Below are 18,622 nucleotides of genomic sequence, written 5' to 3'. Positions count from 1 at the left end.
GAAGAGGTTAGTCAGGGGTAACTCGCAAACTGCGCTTGCCGTTCCCAAGGGAACCAATGACACACAAGCGGCTTTCTATCATGGTACCAAGCGTGGGTTCCCGACAAGGGAAACGGGCTCCTGCTTTCTTGTCAATGGCATCACCGTGAACAAGACAATTCAAACTGTCGAAAGTGCCGCGGCCGGCAGCGCTTTCCTGATCGAGGACGTCTATCCCGCGATCGACGGCGGCCGTTTCGCCGTGAAGCGGATCGCGGGCGAGCCGGTCGAGGTCTGGGCCGACATCTACCGCGATGGCGAGGCCGTGATCTCAGCCGCGCTGGTCTGGCGAGGAGAGCAGGAGCGCGAATGGCGGAGCGAGCCGATGACCCATCACGGCAATGACCGCTGGTCCGGCGCGTTCACGCCCCCCGAGCCCGGCCAATATGTCTACGCGATCGAAGCCTGGACCGACGAGTTCGCCACCTGGTCGCACGCCGTCGCGCGAAAACGGCGCACCGGGGCCGATGTCAGCCTCGATGCGATCGAGGGCGCCGGCCTTCTGACCAAGGCGCATGGCGCGCGGCAGGACGCCGCAGCAATCATCATCAGGCAGTGCGAGGACTATTTGAGGAACGGCGACATCACCTCGCTGCTCGCAACCGAGCTCGGCGAAGCCATGGCCGAGAGCCAGTCGCGGCCGGACCTGGCGCGCTCGCCCTTCTTCCCGCTGACCGCGGACCGCGACAAGGCCCGCTTCAGCACCTGGTATCAGATGATGCCGCGCAGCCAGAGCGCGTTGCCGGGCCGGCACGGCACGCTGCGCGACTGCATCGCGCGCGTGCCCGACATCGCCGCGATGGGCTTTGACGTGCTCTACTTCACGCCGATTCATCCGATCGGCAAGACCAGCCGCAAGGGCCGCAACAACGCAGCCATGGCCCGCGAAAGCGATCCCGGCTCGCCCTATGCGATCGGCTCGGCCGAGGGCGGCCACGATGCGCTGCATCCGGAGCTCGGCACAATCGAGGACTTCCGCGCGTTGGTCGCCACCTGTCTCGAATACGGGCTCGAGCTTGCGCTGGACTTCGCGGTGCAGTGCTCGCCGGATCATCCCTGGCTGACGCAGCATCCGGAATGGTTCAAATGGCGGCCCGACCGTTCGGTGCGGACGGCGGACGGCCCCTATTCCGACATCGTCATCCCCGACTTCAATTCGGTCGATCGCGTCGGGCTGTGGAATGCGTTTCGCGACGCCATGCTGTTCTGGATCGACAAGGGTGTAACCATCTTCGCCATCGACAATCACGACACCGCGCCGCTCGCGTTCTGGGAGTGGCTGATCCGCGACATAAGCCGCCGTCATCCCGACGTGATCCTGTTCTCCAAGACCTATGCACGGCCAAAGTTGATGAAGGGCCTCGCCAAGCTCGGCTTCGCGCAATCCTTCACCTATTTTCCCTGGCGCACGGAAAAGTGGGAGCTGGAGCAATATCTCGGCGAGCTGACGCGCTATCCCGAACGCGACTTCTACCGCCCGAACATGTTCGTCAACACGGCTGACCTGTTGCCCTATCACCTGCAGAGCGGAGAGGCCTGGGCCTTCAAGTCGCGGATCGCATTGGCGGCAACGCTGTCAGGCAATTACGGCATCTACAGCGGATTCGAGCTGCTGGAGCATGGGGCCATTCCCGGCCGGGAGGAATATCTGGATTCCGAGAAGTACCAGATCAGGCAGCGCGACTGGGACAAACCGGGCAACATCAAAGGCTACATTGCCGCGCTCAACCGCATCCGCAACGAGAACGCGGCGCTCCAGCAGACGGCGAATTTGCGCTTTCTCGCCATCGAGGACGGCGAGACGATCGCCTTCGCCAAGGAGGCGGCCGATCCGGCCAGCATGGTCGTCGTCGTGATCGCGCTGTCGCGCCGTGAGCGCGAATGCTGGCTGCCGCTCGGCGATCTCACCGTTGACGCCGGCGGACGGCGTCACCATGTGACGACACTCGAAAACCTCCTCACCGGCGAACAGGTTCGCATCGAATGGGGCGGCATCAGGTTGCGTATCGATCCCGACCGCGATCCGGCACTTCTGTTCCGCTGCCTGGCGTAAGGGCTCACGCCATGAATGTTCTGTCTTCCGTCGATACCAAGAAGGCTGAGGCTGCCGAGGTCGTGGATGAGCTCTGGTACAAGGACGCCATCATCTACCAGCTCCACGTCAAGGCCTTCGCCGACAGCAACAATGACGGCATCGGCGACTTCGCCGGCCTGACCGAGCGGCTGCCCTATCTGCAGGAGCTCGGCGTCACCGCGCTGTGGCTGCTGCCGTTCTACCCTTCGCCCGGCCGCGACGACGGCTACGACATCGCCGATTACGGCGCGGTCAATCCCGATTTCGGGACGATGAAGGACTTCAAGCGCTTCATCCAGGAAGCGCAGAAGCGCGGCCTGCGCGTCATCACCGAGCTCGTCGTCAACCATACCTCGGACCAGCACAAATGGTTCAAGCGCGCGCGGCGCAGCCATCCGGGCTCGAGCGCGCGCAACTGGTATGTCTGGAGCGACACCGACCAGAAATACCAGGGCACGCGCATCATCTTCACCGACACCGAGAAGTCGAACTGGACCTGGGATCCGGAGGCCGGCGCGTTCTACTGGCACCGCTTCTTCTCGCACCAGCCCGACCTCAATTTCGACAATCCGCGCGTGGTCAGCGCCATCATCCAGGTGATGAAGCGCTGGCTCGATGCCGGCGTCGACGGCTTCCGGTTGGATGCCATTCCCTATCTGTGCGAGCGCGAAGGCACCTCGAACGAGAACCTGCCCGAGACCCATGCGATCATCAAGCGCCTGCGCCAGGAGCTGGACGCGTACTCCAAGGGCAAGCTGCTGCTGGCCGAGGCCAATCAATGGCCCGAGGACGTGCAGGAATATTTCGGCCGTGGCGACGAGTGCCACATGGCCTATCACTTCCCGCTGATGCCGCGCATCTACATGGCGATCGCCCAGGAGGACCGCTTCCCGATCACCGACATCCTGCGCCAGACGCCGGATATCCCGGCGAGCTGCCAATGGGCGCTGTTCCTGCGCAATCACGACGAGCTGACGCTGGAGATGGTCACCGACGTCGAGCGCGACTATCTCTGGACCACCTACGCCAACGATCCCCGCGCGCGCATCAATGTCGGCATCCGCCGGCGCCTTGCGCCGCTGATGGACAACGACCGGCGCAAGATCGAGTTGATGAACTCGCTGCTGCTGTCGTTCCCGGGCACGCCGATCATCTATTACGGCGACGAGATCGGAATGGGCGACAACATCTATCTCGGCGACCGCAACGGCGTCCGCACGCCGATGCAGTGGAGCCCGGACCGCAACGGCGGCTTCTCGCGCTGCGACCCGGCCCGCCTCTACGCGCCGCTGATCATGGATCCCGTCTACGGCTATGAATCCGTGAACGTCGAGGCGCAGTCGCGCAGCCTGTCCTCGCTGCTCAGCGCCACCAAGCGGCTGATCTCGGTACGCAAGTCGACGCTCGCCTTCGGCCGGGGCAGCATGACCTTCATCCGCCCGGCCAACCGCGCCGTGCTCGCCTATGTCCGCCAATACCGCGACGAGGTGATCCTCTGCGTCGCCAATCTGTCGCGCGCCGCGCAGGCGACCGAACTCGATCTGTCGCCGTGGAAGGACCGCATCCCGCAGGAGATGCTCGGCCGCACGCGCTTTCCCGCGATCGGCGAATTGCCCTACATGATCACGCTGGGGCCCTACGGCTTCTACTGGTTCCAGCTTCAGGAGCGCGACAAGTCAGAGCCGGTGGTGCCGCGCGCGGTGCCGGAATTCGAGACGCTGGTCGTGCCGGTGAATTCGAACTGGGTCTCGCTCGCCCGCGAGCGCGGCGTGTTCGAGCGCGACGTGCTGCCGGGATTTTTGGCAAGGACACGCTGGTATCCGGAGCACAATCCCAAGCAGATCAAGGCCACGCTGACCTCGGCGGTGCCGTTCAGCGACATCGGCGACAACAGACCCTGGATCGCGTTCTTCGAGACGACGCGGAACGACGTCACCACGCGCTACGTGATGCCGATGCAGATCGAATGGGTGCGGTTCGACCGCGAACGCTTCAACCCGAAGGCGCTGGCCGCCGTCCGCCAGGGCGCACGCGAGGGCACGCTGCTCGACGTCGCGACCGAGCAGATCTTCATCGGCCTGTTCCTGCGGGGCCTGTCGCAAAACCTGGTGGTGGACGAGAACAATCTTCGGCTGGAGTTCAAGGCGACCAGCCGCTTCGCCGACTACACCATCAAGGAGCCCGAACGCATCCGCGCCATCGAGCAGTCGAACAGCACCGCGCTGGTCGACAATCAGTACGTCGCCAAGATCTACCGCCGGCTCGAAAGCGGCATCAGCCCCGAGATCGAGATCGGCTACTATCTCACGGAGGTCGCGCGCTTCGCCAACACGCCGGCGCTGCTCGGCAGCGTCGAGCTGGTCGACGGTAACCAGCGCAGCGCGCTCGGCGTGCTCCACGCCTATGTCGAGAACCAGGGCGACGGCTGGACCGTGACGACGGGCTATCTCGACCGCTATGTCGACGAGCAGCGCCTGGCGCCGGCCGACGAGATGCCACGCGAAACCCAGGAGCAGGCGCCGTATCTGCATTTCATGGCGCAGATCGGCCGGCGGCTCGCCGAGCTGCACGTCGCGCTCGCCGCGGCAACGCCCGACGACCTCGCCCCCGTGCCGATCGACGCCGCCCAGGTCAGGACCTGGCTCTCCGACTTCAAGGCGCGTGCCGAGCGGATGCTCGAGCGGCTGGCCGACAGCCGCGACGGGCTGCGGGAGGCGGACCGGCCACTGATCGACCAGCTGGTCGCGGCACGCGGCCGCCTGTTCGGCGGCCTCAACGCGCTCTTGCCATCCGACATCGGCGGGTTGAACATCCGTCATCATGGCGACTTCCGGCTCGGGCAAACTCTGATCGTGAAGGACGATATCTTCATCATCGACTTCGACGGCGATCCGCGTGTGCCACTGGCCAACAAGCGCCGCAAGGCGCCGGCCGCGCGCGACGTCGCCGGCCTGATCCATTCCATCGACCTTTCCGTGAACGCGGCGCTGAGCCGCTCGCTCACGGGCGCTTCCGACGAGCAGGACCGGCTCGCGGCCGCCCTCGACGAATGGCGCGAGCGCGCCACCGCGACCTTCCTGTCCGCCTACCGCGAAGCCATGACCGATCGGAGGCTGTGGCCGGACGATCGGTCCTGCGCGGAAGGCCTGTTGAGATTCTTCCTGCTGGATCGAGCGTTCCACGACGTAGAGTACGAGCTGTCCCGCCGGCCCGAGGGACTCCATGCGCCGCTGACCGGACTGCTTCGCATTCTGTCAAGTGCCGAGAGCGAAGCCCATGCCTAAACTGCCTGCCGAAGCCTACGCGATCATCGAAGGCCGCCACTCCGACCCCTTCCACTATCTCGGGCTGCATCCCGAGGGCGGAAAGAGCGTGGTCCGCGCGTTTCTGCCCGAGGCCACCAATGTCGAGGCGGTCGGCGACCATGGCGAGGTCGCACCGCTCGATCGCGTCCACGATTCCGGCCTGTTCATCGGCGCCCTGCCCAACGGCTCGAAGCACTACCAGCTGCGCGCGAAGTTCGGCAACGACGTGGTCGAGTTCGAGGATGCCTACCGTTTTCCGCCGATCCTGACCGATTTCGACCTCTATTTGCTCGGCGAAGGCACCCATCAGCGCCTCTACGACAAGCTCGGCGCGCATCCGATGCGGCTCGAGGGCGTCGACGGCATCGGCTTCGTCGTGCTGGCGCCGAATGCGCGGCGCGCCTCCGTGGTCGGCGATTTCAACTTCTGGGACGGGCGGCGCCATCCGATGCGGGTGCGCGGCAACGGCTATTGGGAATTGTTCATCCCGCATGCGAAGGCCGGCGATCACTACAAGTTCGAAATCGTCGGACCGCATGGTCATCTGCTGCCGCTGAAATCCGATCCGATGGCATTTGCCAGCGAGCTGCGGCCGAAGACGGCCTCGATCGTGTTCGACGAGGCGCATCTGCCGCGGCCGCGCCCGGCGCCCGAAGGCATCAACGCATTGTCGGCGCCGATGTCGATCTACGAGGTGCATCTCGGCTCGTGGCGGCGCAAGGACAACAATGAATGGCTGACCTATCGCGAGCTGGCCGAGCAGCTGCCGGCCTATGCCCGCGACATGGGCTTCACCCATCTCGAATTCCTGCCCGTGAGCGAGCATCCGTTCGACGGCTCCTGGGGCTATCAGCCGACCGGCCTCTATGCGCCGACCAGCCGTTTCGGCAGCCCCGAGGATTTTGCCGCCCTGATCGATGCCTGCCACCGCGAAGGCATCGGCGTGCTGCTCGACTGGGTGCCGGGTCACTTCCCCGACGATCCGCACGGGCTCGGCCATTTCGACGGCACCGCGCTCTACGAGCACGCCAACCCGCTGCAGGGCCGCCACCTCGACTGGGGCACGCTGATCTACAATTACGGCCGCACCGAAGTGACGAACTTCCTGGTGTCGAATGCGCTGTTCTGGATGGAGCGTTACGCTATCGACGGCCTGCGCGTCGATGCGGTCGCGTCCATGCTCTATCTCGACTACAGCCGGCCGCCGGGCGCCTGGATCCCGAACCAATATGGCGGGCGGGAGAATATCGAGGCGATCAATTTCCTGCGCCGCTTCAACACGGAGATGTTCGCCCGCTTCCCGCAGGCGACCACGGCCGCGGAGGAATCCACCGCGTGGCCGCAGGTGTCACGCCCGGTCGAGTTCGGCGGGCTCGGCTTCGGCTACAAGTGGAACATGGGCTGGATGCACGACACGCTGAACTACATCAGCAAGGATCCGATCCACCGCAAGCATCATCATGGCGAGATCCTGTTCGGCCTGCATTACGCGTTCTCGGAGAACTTCATCCTGCCGCTGTCGCATGACGAGGTCGTGCACGGCAAGCGCTCGATCCTCGGCCGCATGCCCGGCGACGAGTGGCAGCGCTTTGCCAATTTGCGCGCCTATTACAGCTTCATGTTCGGCCACCCCGGCAAGAAGCTCCTGTTCATGGGCGCCGAGATCGCGCAGAGCCGCGAATGGAATCACGACCAGTCGCTCGACTGGCACCTGCTCGAATACAAGGTCCATTCCGGGGTTCAGGCCCTGATCCGCGACCTCAACCGGCTCTACCGCGCGGTGCCGGCGCTCCACCAGATGGATTGCGAGCAGGCCGGCTTCGAATGGCTAATCACCGATGATGCCAATCGCAACGTCTTCGCCTGGCTGCGCAAGGGATTCGACGAGAACGCGCGGTGTGTCGTCATCATCAACTTCTCGCCCAACGTCTACCAGAACTATCGCGTTCGCGTTCCCTTCGGCGGCAAGTGGAAGGAAGTTCTCAACTCCGATTCCGCCCATTACGGCGGTAGCAATGTCGGCAATGTCGGCGAAGTCCATGCCGAGGGCGGCGAGCTGCGCCTCACCATTCCGCCGCTGGCTGCGATCTTCCTCGTTCCGGAAAGCTGATCGATGCGCCTGACTGCCGGATCGCCCGCACGGCTCGGCGCAAGCTGGGACGGACGCGGTACCAACTTCGCGCTGTTCTCCGCCAACGCGCAGAAGGTCGAGCTCTGCCTGTTCGACACGCAAGGCCGCCGCGAGCTCGAGCGCATCGAGCTGCCCGAAAAGACCGAGGACGTCTGGCACGGCTATCTGAACGACGTCTCGCCGGGCCAGCTCTACGGCTATCGCGTGCACGGCCCCTACGAGCCCGAGCACGGCCATCGCTTCAACGCCAACAAGCTGCTGCTCGATCCCTACGCCAAGCGGCTTGCCGGGCGCCTGGTCTGGAGCGATGCGCATTTCGCCTACCGCACCGGAAGCCCGCGCGAGGACCTGTCGTTCGACCGGCGCGACAATGCGCGCGGCATGCCCAAGGCCGTCGTGGTCGACGAAACCTTCAACTGGGGCCGCCGCGAGATCAGGCCGAACATCCCCTGGGAAGACACCATCATCTACGAGGCCCACGTCAAGGGCCTGACCCAGAAGCGCGAGGACGTGCCGCCGAATCTGCGCGGCACCTATGGCGGCCTGTCCTCGCCCGCGATGATCGATCACCTGAAGAAGCTCGGCGTCACCACGGTCGAGCTGTTGCCGGTGCACAGCTTCGTCGACGACCGCATTCTCGTGGAAAAGAAGCTCGTCAATTACTGGGGCTACAACACGCTGTCCTTCTTCGCGCCGGAGCCGCGCTACGCCCAGGACAACGCGCTCGATTCCTTCCGCACCACGGTGGCGCGGCTGCATGACGCCGGCATCGAGGTGATGCTCGACGTCGTCTACAACCACACCGCCGAGGGAAATCATCTCGGTCCGACCCTGTGCTATCGCGGCATCGACAACGCGTCCTATTATTGGCTGAACCGCGAGAACCCGCGCTATTACGACGACTTCACCGGCTGCGGCTCGTCGGTGAACCTCACCCATCCGCGCGTGCTGCAGATGGTGATGGATTCCCTGCGCTACTGGGTCGAGGTCTGCCACGTCGACGGCTTCCGCTTCGACCTCGCCACCACGCTGGCGCGCGGGCCGAACGGTTTCGATCGCGGCAGCTCGTTCCTGACTGCGGTCCGGCAGGACCCAGTGCTGGCGACGGTCAAGCTCGTCGCCGAGCCGTGGGACCTCGGCCTCGGCGGCTATCAGGTCGGCGCCTTTCCCTCGCAATGGTCGGAATGGAACGACCGCTATCGCAGCGCCATGCGCCGCTACTGGAGCGGCGAAGGCAGCCTGATCGGCGACATCTCCAGCCGCATGACCGCGTCCTCCGACCTGTTCAACCACGATGGACGGCGGCCGCGCGCCAGCATCAACCACATCACCGTCCACGACGGCTTCACGCTCGCCGACCTCTTCAGCTACAACGAGAAGCACAACGAGGCCAACGGCGAGGACAATCGCGACGGCTCCAACGACAATCACAGCAACAATTGCGGCGTCGAGGGGCCGACGGACGATCCTGATATCATCAGCCTGCGCCGTCAGCTGCGCAAGAACGTGCTGGCCTGCCTGATGCTGGCCCAGGGCGTTCCGCTGATCCTCGCCGGCGACGAGGTCGGCAACTCGCAATCCGGCAACAACAACGCCTATTGCCAGGACAACGAGGTCGGCTGGGTCGGCTGGGACAATCTCGGCAAGGACGGCGACGACATGATCGACTTCGTCGCCCAGCTCGCCGACATCCGCCGCCGCTTCTCGCAGCTGCGCAGCCATCGCTGGCTCGACGGACGACCGAAGGACGGCGTCTCCTACGGTGCGCTGTGGTTGACCCCTGCCGGCGCCGAGATGACGCAGAGCGACTGGACATTCCCGGATGGGCGGTTCCTCTCCTATGTGATGGGCCCGATGGAACCGGGCGGCGCCGCGATCTTTATCGTACTGAACGCCGCTCCCGAAGAGATCGCATTCAAATTGCCCAAAATGACCGAATACAAGAGTTGGCAGCAGCTCCTGAACACGACCGATGCCAAGCTGAATACGATCGACTTCCTGCCGGGGAGCGACAGCAAGGCGCCTCCGCGCTCCGTGCTCGCCTTTGCAGGCGCGCTATGAGGCCGTCCTTCGGGGCGAGGCCGACGAAGGACGGCGTATCGTTCCGGCTGTGGGCGCCGGCCGCGCGCCGCGTCGACCTCCTGCTCGACCGCAGGCACGCGATGCAGCGCCGCCAGGACGGCTGGTTCGTCACCGAGATTGCCGGTCTGCCCTCGGGCAGCCAATACAAGTTCAGGATCGACGACGACATCGATGTGCCGGATCCCGCTTCGGCCTTCCAGCCAGACGACGTGTTTGGCCCGAGCGAGGTGATCGATCACGATGCCTTCGTCTGGCGCGCGCGCGATTGGCGCGGCCGTCCCTGGGAAGAGACGGTGCTGGTCGAGACCCATGTCGGCACCTTCACGTCCGAAGGCAGCTATCGCGCCATGATCGACAAGCTCGATCACCTCGCCGCGACCGGCATCAATGCGCTGGAACTGATGCCGCTCGCCGATTTCGCAGGCCGTCGCGGCTGGGGCTATGACGGCGTGCTGTGGTACGCGCCTGATAGCGCCTATGGCCGGCCCGAAGACCTGAAGACGCTGATCGACGAGGCGCATCTGCGCGGGCTGATGGTGTTCCTCGACGTCGTCTACAATCATTTCGGCCCGGAAGGAAACTACCTCGGCCGTTACGCGCCGACCTTCTTCACCGATGCGCACACGCCGTGGGGCAGCGCGATCGATTACCGCGTGCCGCAGGTGCGCGCCTTCGCCGTCGAGAACGCGCTGTCCTGGCTCGGCGACTACCGCTTCGACGGGCTCAGGCTGGACGCCGCCAATCACATCATGGCTGTCCCCGGCGAGCAGTCCATGCTGCAAGATCTCAGCGTCGCCGCCGGCGAGCTCGCCAAGGCCACGGGACGCCACATCCATCTCGTGCTGGAGAACGGCGACAACCGCGCCAGCCTGCTCGATGCCGCGCAGGATCCGCCGAACGGCAAATATCGCGGACAGTGGAACGACGACTACCATCACGTCTGGCACGTGATGCTGACCGGCGAGCATGCCGGCTACTATGGCGATTACCAGACGCCGCGCATGGATCTGGCGCGCGCGCTCGCCTCGGGCTTCGTCTATCAGGGCGAGATCTCGGAATTCTGGGGCAAGAAGCCGCGCGGCGAGCCGAGCCGCCAGCTGCCGCCGGCGACCTTCGTCAATTTCCTGCAGAATCACGACCAGATCGGCAATCGTCCGCTGGGCGAGCGGCTGGAAAGCCTGGCATCGCCACAGCAGATCGAGGCCGCGCTCGCGGTGACGCTGCTCGCGCCGATGGTGCCGATGCTGTTTCAGGGCGAGGAATGGGGCTCGACGGTCCCCTTCCCGTTCTTCTGCGATTTTAGGGGCGGGTTAGCCGATGCCGTGCGCAAGGGACGCAAGCGCGAATATGCCTGGGCTTACGAGACATACGGCGACGAGGTGCCCGACCCGCTCGATCCGGCAACGCTGCAATCGGCCGTGCTCGACTGGGCCGGCCGCACGCCGCAACAGGATGCGCGGCTCGCGCTGGTGCGGGAGCTGCTCGGCGTCCGTCGCAAGCAGATCGTGCCGCGGCTGAAGGGCGCGAGCTTCGGTGATGCCGAGGCGGCCGACAATGGGCTCGTCACCGCACATTGGCGCATGGGCGACGGCACGACGTTACGCCTCGTCGCCAATCTGTCCGATCACGAGATCACCGCCAGCGTCGGCGCGGGCACGCCGATCTGGGGCGGAGCCGGCGAGCGGCTCACGCCCTGGTCGGTGGTCTGGCGCCTCGGAGGTTAGAATGCCTCCCGCCATTCCGCTCGCGACCTACCGCCTCCAGCTCACCGCGGATTTCGACTTCGACAAGGCTGCCGCCGTCGTGCCTTATCTCAAGGCGCTGGGCATCACGCATCTCTACGCCTCGCCGGTGATGAAGGCCCGCAAAGGCTCGACCCATGGCTACGACACCGTCGATCACGGCCAGTTCAATCCCGAGCTGGGCGGCGAGGCCGGCTTCACGCGGCTGAGCGAGGCGCTTCAGCAGCACGATCTCGGGCTCATCATCGATTTCGTCCCCAACCATGTTGGCGTGCATTTTGCCGACAATCCGTGGTGGCTCGACGTGCTGGAATGGGGCCAGGCCTCGCCGCACGCCGCGTCCTTTGACATCGACTGGGACCAGCTGGCCTACCGCGCCCGCGGCGGCGTGCTGCTGCCGATCCTCGGCTCGTCCTACGGCGAGGCGCTGGAGCGCGGCGACATCGAGCTGCGCTACGACCCGAATGAAGGAAGCTTCGCGGCGTGGTATTTCGAACACCGCCTGCCCATCGCGCCGGAGCGCTATGGCGAGATGCTGCGGATGATCGTCAAGGAGGCGGATGCGGCGGAAACGGAGCCGGGCAAGCGCCTGCTCGCGCTCGCGGCACGATACAGCGGATTGCGCCGGCCCAATCGCAAGGAGGCCCCCGCGTTCAAGGCCGAGCTCAAGGAGATCGCAGGCGCGGCCGACCTCATCGCGCGAGGCCTTGCCGCCTACCGCGCCGCCAAGGACCGTCCGGCGCAGACGCTCGCGCTGCATCACCTGCTCGAGCGCCAGCACTACAAGCTCGGGCACTGGCGGCTCGCCTCCAGCGACATCAACTATCGCCGCTTCTTCGACGTCAACGGGCTCGCAGGCCTGCGCGTCGAGGACGCGAGCACGTTCGCCGCCACGCACCGGCTGGTGAAGCAGCTCATCGCCGACGGCAGATTGCAGGGCATCCGGCTCGATCACATCGACGGCCTGCGCGACCCCGCGCAATATTGCCAGCGATTGCGCCGACTGGTGCGCGATGCCCAGGGCACCACGAAGCCCTTCTACACCGTGATCGAAAAGATCCTGTGCGAGCACGAGCGCCTGCCGCATTTCGCCGGCGTCCAGGGCACGACCGGCTACGAGTGGATGAACGTCATCACCCACGTGCTGATCGATCCCAAGGGACTGGAGGCGCTGGACGAGACCTGGAGGCAGATCAGCAACCGGCCGCCGCGGCTTGTGCCTTACGTCAAGGACGCCAAGCGTCGCGTGCTGGAGACGCTGCTCACCAGCGAGTTCACCGTGCTGACGCGCCTGCTCGCGCGGATCGCCAACGGCCACTATTCGACGCGGGACTTCTCGGCCGACAGCCTGCGGCAGGCGCTCGAGCTCTATGTGCTGCATTTCCCGGTCTATCGCACCTATCTGACGCATAGCGGCCCGACTGCATTGGACCGCAAGCTGATCGACGACACCATCGCGCGCGCGCGCCGGGACTGGTTCGCCGCCGACGAAGGCATCTTCGACTTCCTGCGCGATGCCTTGACCATGGACCTGCTCAAGCCCGGCCGTCCGCCGCACAGCGCCCCGCGGGTACGCCGCTTCGCGCTGAAGGTGCAGCAATTCACCGGCCCGATGATGGCGAAGTCGCTGGAGGACACCGCGTTTTATCAATTCCACCGGCTGCTGGCGCTGAACGAGGTCGGCGGCGACCCCGCCAGCACCGGCCTCACCGTTCCCGCCTTCCATCAGGCCATGCAGGCCCGCGCCAGGGAATGGCTGCACGGCATGACCGCGACGGCCACCCACGACACCAAGCGTGGCGAGGATGCGCGCATGCGCATCGCGGCGCTCAGCGAGATTCCCGGTGAATGGACCAGCGCGGTGGCGCGCTGGAAGGTGCTGAACGCGCCGCATCTCACGCTGCACGGCAATTTCCGCGCGCCGTCGGCAACGTTCGAATACATGCTCTACCAGACCCTGCTCGGCACCTGGCCGCTTCAAGCGCCGGCCGATGCCGCCTTCGTCGAGCGCATCCAGGCCTATGCCCTCAAGGCCGCGCGCGAGGGCAAGGAGGAGACGAGCTGGCTCAATCCGCATGAAGCCTACGAGAACGGCATCCGCGACTTCATCGCGAAGATCCTCGACCCCGACCAGTCCGCGGAATTCCTTCAGGCCATGCAGACGCTGGCGCGCCGCGTCGCACTGCTCGGCACGTTGAACTCGCTGAGCCAGCTGACGCTCAAGGCGACGCTGCCGGGCGTGCCGGATTTCTATCAAGGCACCGAATTCTGGGACCTGTCCCTGGTCGATCCCGACAACCGCCGCCCGGTCGACTTCGCCGCGCGCCACGCGGCGCTGCCATCACTGGAAGCGCCGGACTGGCGCGGCCTGATCGGGAGCTGGCCGGACGGCCAGCTCAAGCTGGCCTGGACGCGGCATCTGCTCAAGCTGCGCAACGAACTGGCCGACGTCTTCGCGCAAGGCGACTACCAGCCGCTGGAGGTACGGGGCGCCCATGCCGACCATGTCATCGCCTTCGCGCGTCGTCATGGCCGCGCCGCCGCGATCGTCGTGGCCGGGCGTCATTTCGCGCCGTTCACCCAGGCGGGCCGGGAATGGCCCGCACCGGAAGGTATTGATGCGACCATCGACGTCACGGGTTACACCGTGCCGGGCCTTGCGGGTAACGACTTGCCGCTCGCGCAGGCCTTCCGCGATTGTCCTGCCTTCGTCGTCGCAGGCCGAACCGCGAATGCCGTCAGGGCGCCGCGACAACGCCCGCGCGCCTGAAGTCACTTGCCCCCGTCTTTGGTCAGCAGCAATTGGCCGCGCTTCCTGATCGTCGCCTGTGCGATCTCGGCGAACCGCTGCAACAGCCAGGGCAGCACCACCTCGACCCGGACCTGATCGTCGCCGACATCGACCTGCCCGGTCGCGACTTGGCCGAGCGCGCGGATGCGGAAATTCATAGTGTCGCCACTCCAGCTTTCCTCCTCGACCTGCATCACGGGTATGCTCGCCGCGGCGCGGCCGAGCCCCGTCTTGAGCCGGCGCACCGCCTCCTCACGGCCGAGACGATGCGGAATCGAGACGACGAGCGGTGCTGACATGGTCCTGCCTCTTCTGACTGATTTCACATAGTGATGTCGGGTCGACCAACAAAGGTTCCATGCAAGTTGATCCCCCGGTCGTGTTTCAAAGCCGGAACTTTACAACCTGCGGCAAGTTGCCCCCGCACAACGGGACAGGTTGCAATGACCCTTGAACAAAGGGCTGGAGGAGATTCGCATGTCAATCGGCACGATCATTCTGATCATCTTGATCATCGCCCTGCTCGGCGGCTTCAGCGGCATCGGCGGCGGGCCGTTCTACGGCACCGGCTATTACGGCGGCGGCGGCCTCGGGCTCGTCATCGTCATCCTGCTGATCCTGCTGCTGATGGGCAGGATCTGATCAGGCGGTCATTCCGGGTCGCGCGCAAGCGCGAACCCGGAATTTCGCGCCGCATAACCTCTGGATTCTGGGTCTGCGCTATCGCGCAGCCCGGAATGACGTTTTGGAAAGCGCCTACTTCACCTTCCCTGCCAGCTTCTTGATCGCGGCCTTGATCGACACGGCTGCATCCTCATACCCCTCCCACGCCTTCGATCGCGCCAGCAGGCCCGGCACGGTGCGCAGCGTGTAGCGCTTGGGATCAAGGTCGCTCCTCACCTGCGCCCATGTCACCGGCATCGAGACCGTGGCCCCGGCGCGCGCCCGCGGCGACAACGGGGCCACCGCGGTCGACATGCGGTCGTTGCGCAGATAGTCCAGGAAGATCTTTCCCCTGCGCAGCTTCTTCGACATGTTGAGCAGATAGCGTTCGGGATCGTCGTCCGCCATCCACTGGCAGACGCCTTGCGCAAAGGCCTTGGCCTCCTTCCAGCTCACCTTGTCGCGCGCGCCGTGGAGCAGCGGCACCACGACGTGAAGGCCCTTGCCGCCCGTGGTCTTGCAGAAGCTCTCCATGCCGATATCGGCGAGCCGCTGCCGCATCTCCTTGGCCGCCTCGACGACGTCCGGAAAGTCCACATCGGGCGCGGGATCGAGATCGAACACCAGGCGGCCCGGGGTGTCGTAGGCATAGGGCGCGCAGTTCCAGGGATGCAGCTCGACGCCGCCGATCTGCGCCACCGCGGCGAGCCCTTCGATCCGGTCGATCTGCAGATACGGCTTGCGGTCGCCGGAGACCCGCGCGAGCTCCAGCAGGTTCGACGTTCCCTGCATCGCATGGCGCTGGAAGAAGCATTCGCCCTTGATGCCGTCGGGCGCGCGGATCAGCGAGCACGGCCGGCCCTTGAGATGCACGATCATCCATTCGCCGACGGCTTCGAGGTAGCGCGCAAGGTCGAGCTTGGTGACGGGAGCGCCCTCTCCGTCATCCGGCCAGAGCGGTTTGTCCGGCTTGGAGATGACGACCCCCATCACCTCGCCATTTGCAGCGGTCTGCTTCGATCGCCCGCCCGCCTTGGTGCGCACCGCCTTCCTGGCCCGGGGCTCGGCGAGCTCGGTATCGACGGGCGTCTCCGCCTCGACGTCCTCGGCCGGCTTGTCCTGCCGCAAGCCCTTGAACGCCGCCTGGCGAATATTGCCGTCGGCCGTGAAGCCCGCGAACTCAATCTCGGCGACGAGCTCAGGCTTCAGCCAGTGCACGTCCCGGGTCTTCTTCGGGGCGTTCTTGCCGCCGAACGGGCTTTGCTTGGCCTCCACCGCCTTCAGCGCCGGCATGAGGCGCTTGACCTTGTCCGCGCCGAAGCCGGTGCCGACCATGCCGACGAAGGCGAGATGATCGCCGCGCTGCACGCCGGCCATCAGCGAGCGGAATTTGCCGTTGGTGGTCTTGTAGCCGCCGATCACCACCTCGTGGCCGGCGCGGCATTTCGATTTGACCCAGCTCTCGGTGCGGCCCGAACGATAGGGCGCGTTCAGCTTCTTCGACACCACGCCTTCGAGCTCGAGCTTGCAGGCCGATTGCAGCACGGCATCGCCGCCGCTCTCGAAATGCTCGACATAGCGGATCTGAGTCGATCTCCGCTTGCGCTGCTCCAGCAGCTTCTTGAGCTGCGCCTTGCGCTCCCCAAGCGGCAGCCGACGGTAGTCCTGCCCTTCCGCGAACAGCAGGTCGAAGGCGAAGAAGATCAGGTCATCGGTCTTGCCGTCGGACAGCGCAGCCTGAAGCGAGGAGAAGTTCGGTGCACCGTTATGGTCGAGCGCGACGATCTCGCCGTCGATCATCACGTCCGGCAGCGCTGCGGCTTCCTCGGCGATGGAGGCGAACTTGGCTGTCCAGTCGAGGCCCTTGCGCGTCTTCAGCGTCGCCTCGCCGTCCTCGACCCGGAGCTGGACGCGATAGCCGTCGAACTTGATCTCGTGGCACCAGCCCTCGTCTCCGGGCGGCCGCTCGACCAGGGTGCAGAGCTGCGGCGCGACGAAATCCGGCATCTTCGACACCGTCTTGGCGCTCGTCGCGGTCGTGGCAGTTTTCTTCGCCGCTTTGCCGGCTTTCAACGCGGTGCGCGGCGCCGGTTTCACCGTACGCCCTTTCGTCTCCTCGGCACGATTGGATTGCCAGACTGCGTCGGCCTTGCCCTTGGTGCCCTTGGCCAGCATGAACGGCTTCGGCGCGCGGCCCTTGCCCGCGGCGATCTGCTCCATCGTGCGGCCGGAGGCGACCGACTTGTCCTGCTCGAGAACATCGTTGTCCGCGCCTTCGCGGACATGTTCGTCGCGATGCTTGATCAGGAGCCAGTTGGTCCGCTTCTCGCCGCCGCGGTTGCGCATCCGCACCAAGACCCAGCTTCCCTGCAGCTTGTCGCCACGCAGGGTGAACTTCAGGTCGCCTTTCTTGAAGCCGGCTTCCGGATCGTCCGATTCCCAGGTGCCGCGGTCCCACAGCATCACGGTGCCGCCGCCGTACTGCCCTTCGGGGATCGTGCCTTCGAAATCGCCATAATCGAGCGGATGATCCTCGACTTCGACCGCCAGCCGCTTGTCATGGGGATCGAGCGACGGCCCCTTCGTCACCGCCCAGGACTTGAACACGCCGTCGAATTCGAGCCTGAGATCGTAGTGCAGCCGGCTCGCATCATGCTTCTGGATCACGAAGCGCCGCTGCTTCGACGGCGTCACGGCCGTCTTGCCCGACGGCTCCGGCGTCTTCCCGAAATCCCGCTTCTGTCGGTAGGTGGAGAGTTTCTGCAGCACGACCGGTCCCGCTTCTCGTTCGGCTTGAAGCCTATCACGGCGAAAGTCCCGCCCGGAACCAAAACCCCATGGGGCGGTTGGGGTTCCAAAACGCCTTGAAAACGCTGGAGAATGGAATGGCCCCGCGCGCCTATTGGAAGGGAACGTTGAAGCTGTCGCTGGTCAGTTGCCCGGTCGTGCTCTATCCGGCGACGACGGCGGCCGAGAAGACGCGATTTCACCTGATCAATCGCGAGACCGGGAACCGGCTCAAGCAGCAGATGATCGATTCGGAGACCGGCGATGTCGTCGAGAGCGACCAGAAGGGCCGCGGCTACGAGCTGCGCAAGGGCAAGTATGTCGAGATCGAACCGGAAGAGCTCGAGGCGGTTCAGATCGAGAGCAATCACACCATCGATATCGAGAGCTTCGTGCCGCGCGAGGAGATCGACCAGCGCTATCTCAACCATCCCTATTACATCGCGCCCGACGGCAAGGCGGCGGTCGATGCGTTCGCGGTGATCCGAGACGCGATGAAGGACCAGGAGCGCGTCGCGCTCGCCAAGATCGTTCTGACCAACCGCGAGCACGTCATGGCGATCGAGCCGCGCGGCAAGGGACTGCTCGGCACCACGCTGCGCTTCCCCTACGAGCTGCGCGAGGAGGACCAGTTCTTCGACGACATCAAGAGCCCGAAGATCACCAAGGACATGGTCGAGCTCGCCGGCCACATCCTTAAGAGCAAGGCGGCGCATTTCGATCCCAGCAAGTTCAAGGACGAGTACGAGGACGCGCTGAAGGCCCTGGTGAAGCGCAAGGCCAGCGGCAAGAAGATCGAGCTGCCCGAGCCCGAGGAGCGGCCGAGCAACGTCGTCAGCCTGATGGACGCGCTGAAGCAGAGCCTGAAGGGACGCGGCGGCAAGAAGACGGCGACGAAGTCCCATGCGCGGCGAGCGACCGGGCGGCATCGCGGCGCGAAGAAAGCGCACCGTTCCACGGCGCGGCACCGGAAGGCGGGTTGATCCGTCATTGCGGAAGCAGGCGCGC

Annotated in this window: 10 protein-coding genes; 8 read left to right on the top strand and 2 right to left on the bottom strand. The window is 65.3% G+C overall.

What is annotated here, in order from left to right; genetic code table 11:
* Positions 1-145 precede the first annotated feature (145 nt).
* Genes AC24YW_RS29800 through treY form a run of 6 tightly spaced genes read left to right on the top strand, consistent with a single transcriptional unit; the run spans position 146 to position 14,143 of the window.
* Complete coding sequence (locus AC24YW_RS29800; RefSeq protein ID WP_487486058.1) at positions 146-2,092, top strand: maltotransferase domain-containing protein; 1,947 nt, start codon at positions 146-148, stop codon at positions 2,090-2,092.
* 11 nt (positions 2,093-2,103) lie between these two features.
* On the top strand, positions 2,104-5,397 hold the full coding sequence (gene treS / locus AC24YW_RS29795; protein WP_487486057.1) for a maltose alpha-D-glucosyltransferase: 3,294 nt from the start codon (positions 2,104-2,106) through the stop codon (positions 5,395-5,397).
* Entirely contained in the window at positions 5,390-7,528 is a 2,139-nt protein-coding gene (gene glgB / locus AC24YW_RS29790) for a 1,4-alpha-glucan branching protein GlgB (protein WP_487486056.1), read from the top strand. Before treS ends, glgB begins: the two co-directional genes overlap by 8 nt.
* 3 nt (positions 7,529-7,531) lie before the next feature.
* Positions 7,532-9,610 carry a glycogen debranching protein GlgX gene (gene glgX, locus AC24YW_RS29785; protein WP_487486055.1) on the top strand — a complete coding sequence of 693 codons (2,079 nt, stop codon included), beginning with the start codon at positions 7,532-7,534 and terminating at the stop codon, positions 9,608-9,610.
* Positions 9,607-11,355 (top strand): malto-oligosyltrehalose trehalohydrolase, encoded by a 1,749-nt coding sequence (gene treZ / locus AC24YW_RS29780; protein WP_487486054.1) that lies wholly within the window; start codon positions 9,607-9,609, stop codon positions 11,353-11,355. Before glgX ends, treZ begins: the two co-directional genes overlap by 4 nt.
* Before the next feature lies 1 nt (position 11,356).
* The gene (gene treY / locus AC24YW_RS29775; RefSeq protein WP_487486053.1) at positions 11,357-14,143 is read left to right on the top strand and encodes a malto-oligosyltrehalose synthase; all 2,787 of its coding nucleotides are present in this window, start codon (positions 11,357-11,359) and stop codon (positions 14,141-14,143) included.
* Positions 14,144-14,145: 2 nt separating this feature from the next.
* On the opposite strand, the gene AC24YW_RS29770 is transcribed toward treY, so the two are convergent.
* Positions 14,146-14,463 carry a polyhydroxyalkanoic acid system family protein gene (locus AC24YW_RS29770; protein WP_487486052.1) on the bottom strand — a complete coding sequence of 106 codons (318 nt, stop codon included), beginning with the start codon at positions 14,461-14,463 and terminating at the stop codon, positions 14,146-14,148.
* Between the two features lie 178 nt (positions 14,464-14,641).
* Between AC24YW_RS29770 and AC24YW_RS29765 the strand changes: the two genes are divergently transcribed.
* Positions 14,642-14,806, top strand: coding sequence for a DUF3309 family protein (locus tag AC24YW_RS29765; RefSeq protein ID WP_008560028.1), 165 nt, complete (start codon positions 14,642-14,644; stop codon positions 14,804-14,806).
* 114 nt (positions 14,807-14,920) lie between these two features.
* On the opposite strand, the gene ligD is transcribed toward AC24YW_RS29765, so the two are convergent.
* Entirely contained in the window at positions 14,921-17,596 is a 2,676-nt protein-coding gene (ligD, locus tag AC24YW_RS29760) for a DNA ligase D (RefSeq protein WP_487486051.1), read from the bottom strand.
* A gap of 116 nt (positions 17,597-17,712) precedes the next feature.
* On the opposite strand from ligD, the gene ku reads away from it, so the two are divergent.
* Positions 17,713-18,597, top strand: coding sequence for a non-homologous end joining protein Ku (gene ku, locus AC24YW_RS29755; protein WP_487486050.1), 885 nt, complete (start codon positions 17,713-17,715; stop codon positions 18,595-18,597).
* Positions 18,598-18,622 lie beyond the last annotated feature (25 nt).

Source organism: Bradyrhizobium sp. USDA3516 (assembly GCF_057651995.1).
This window is presented reverse-complemented; position numbering and strand designations above follow the sequence as displayed.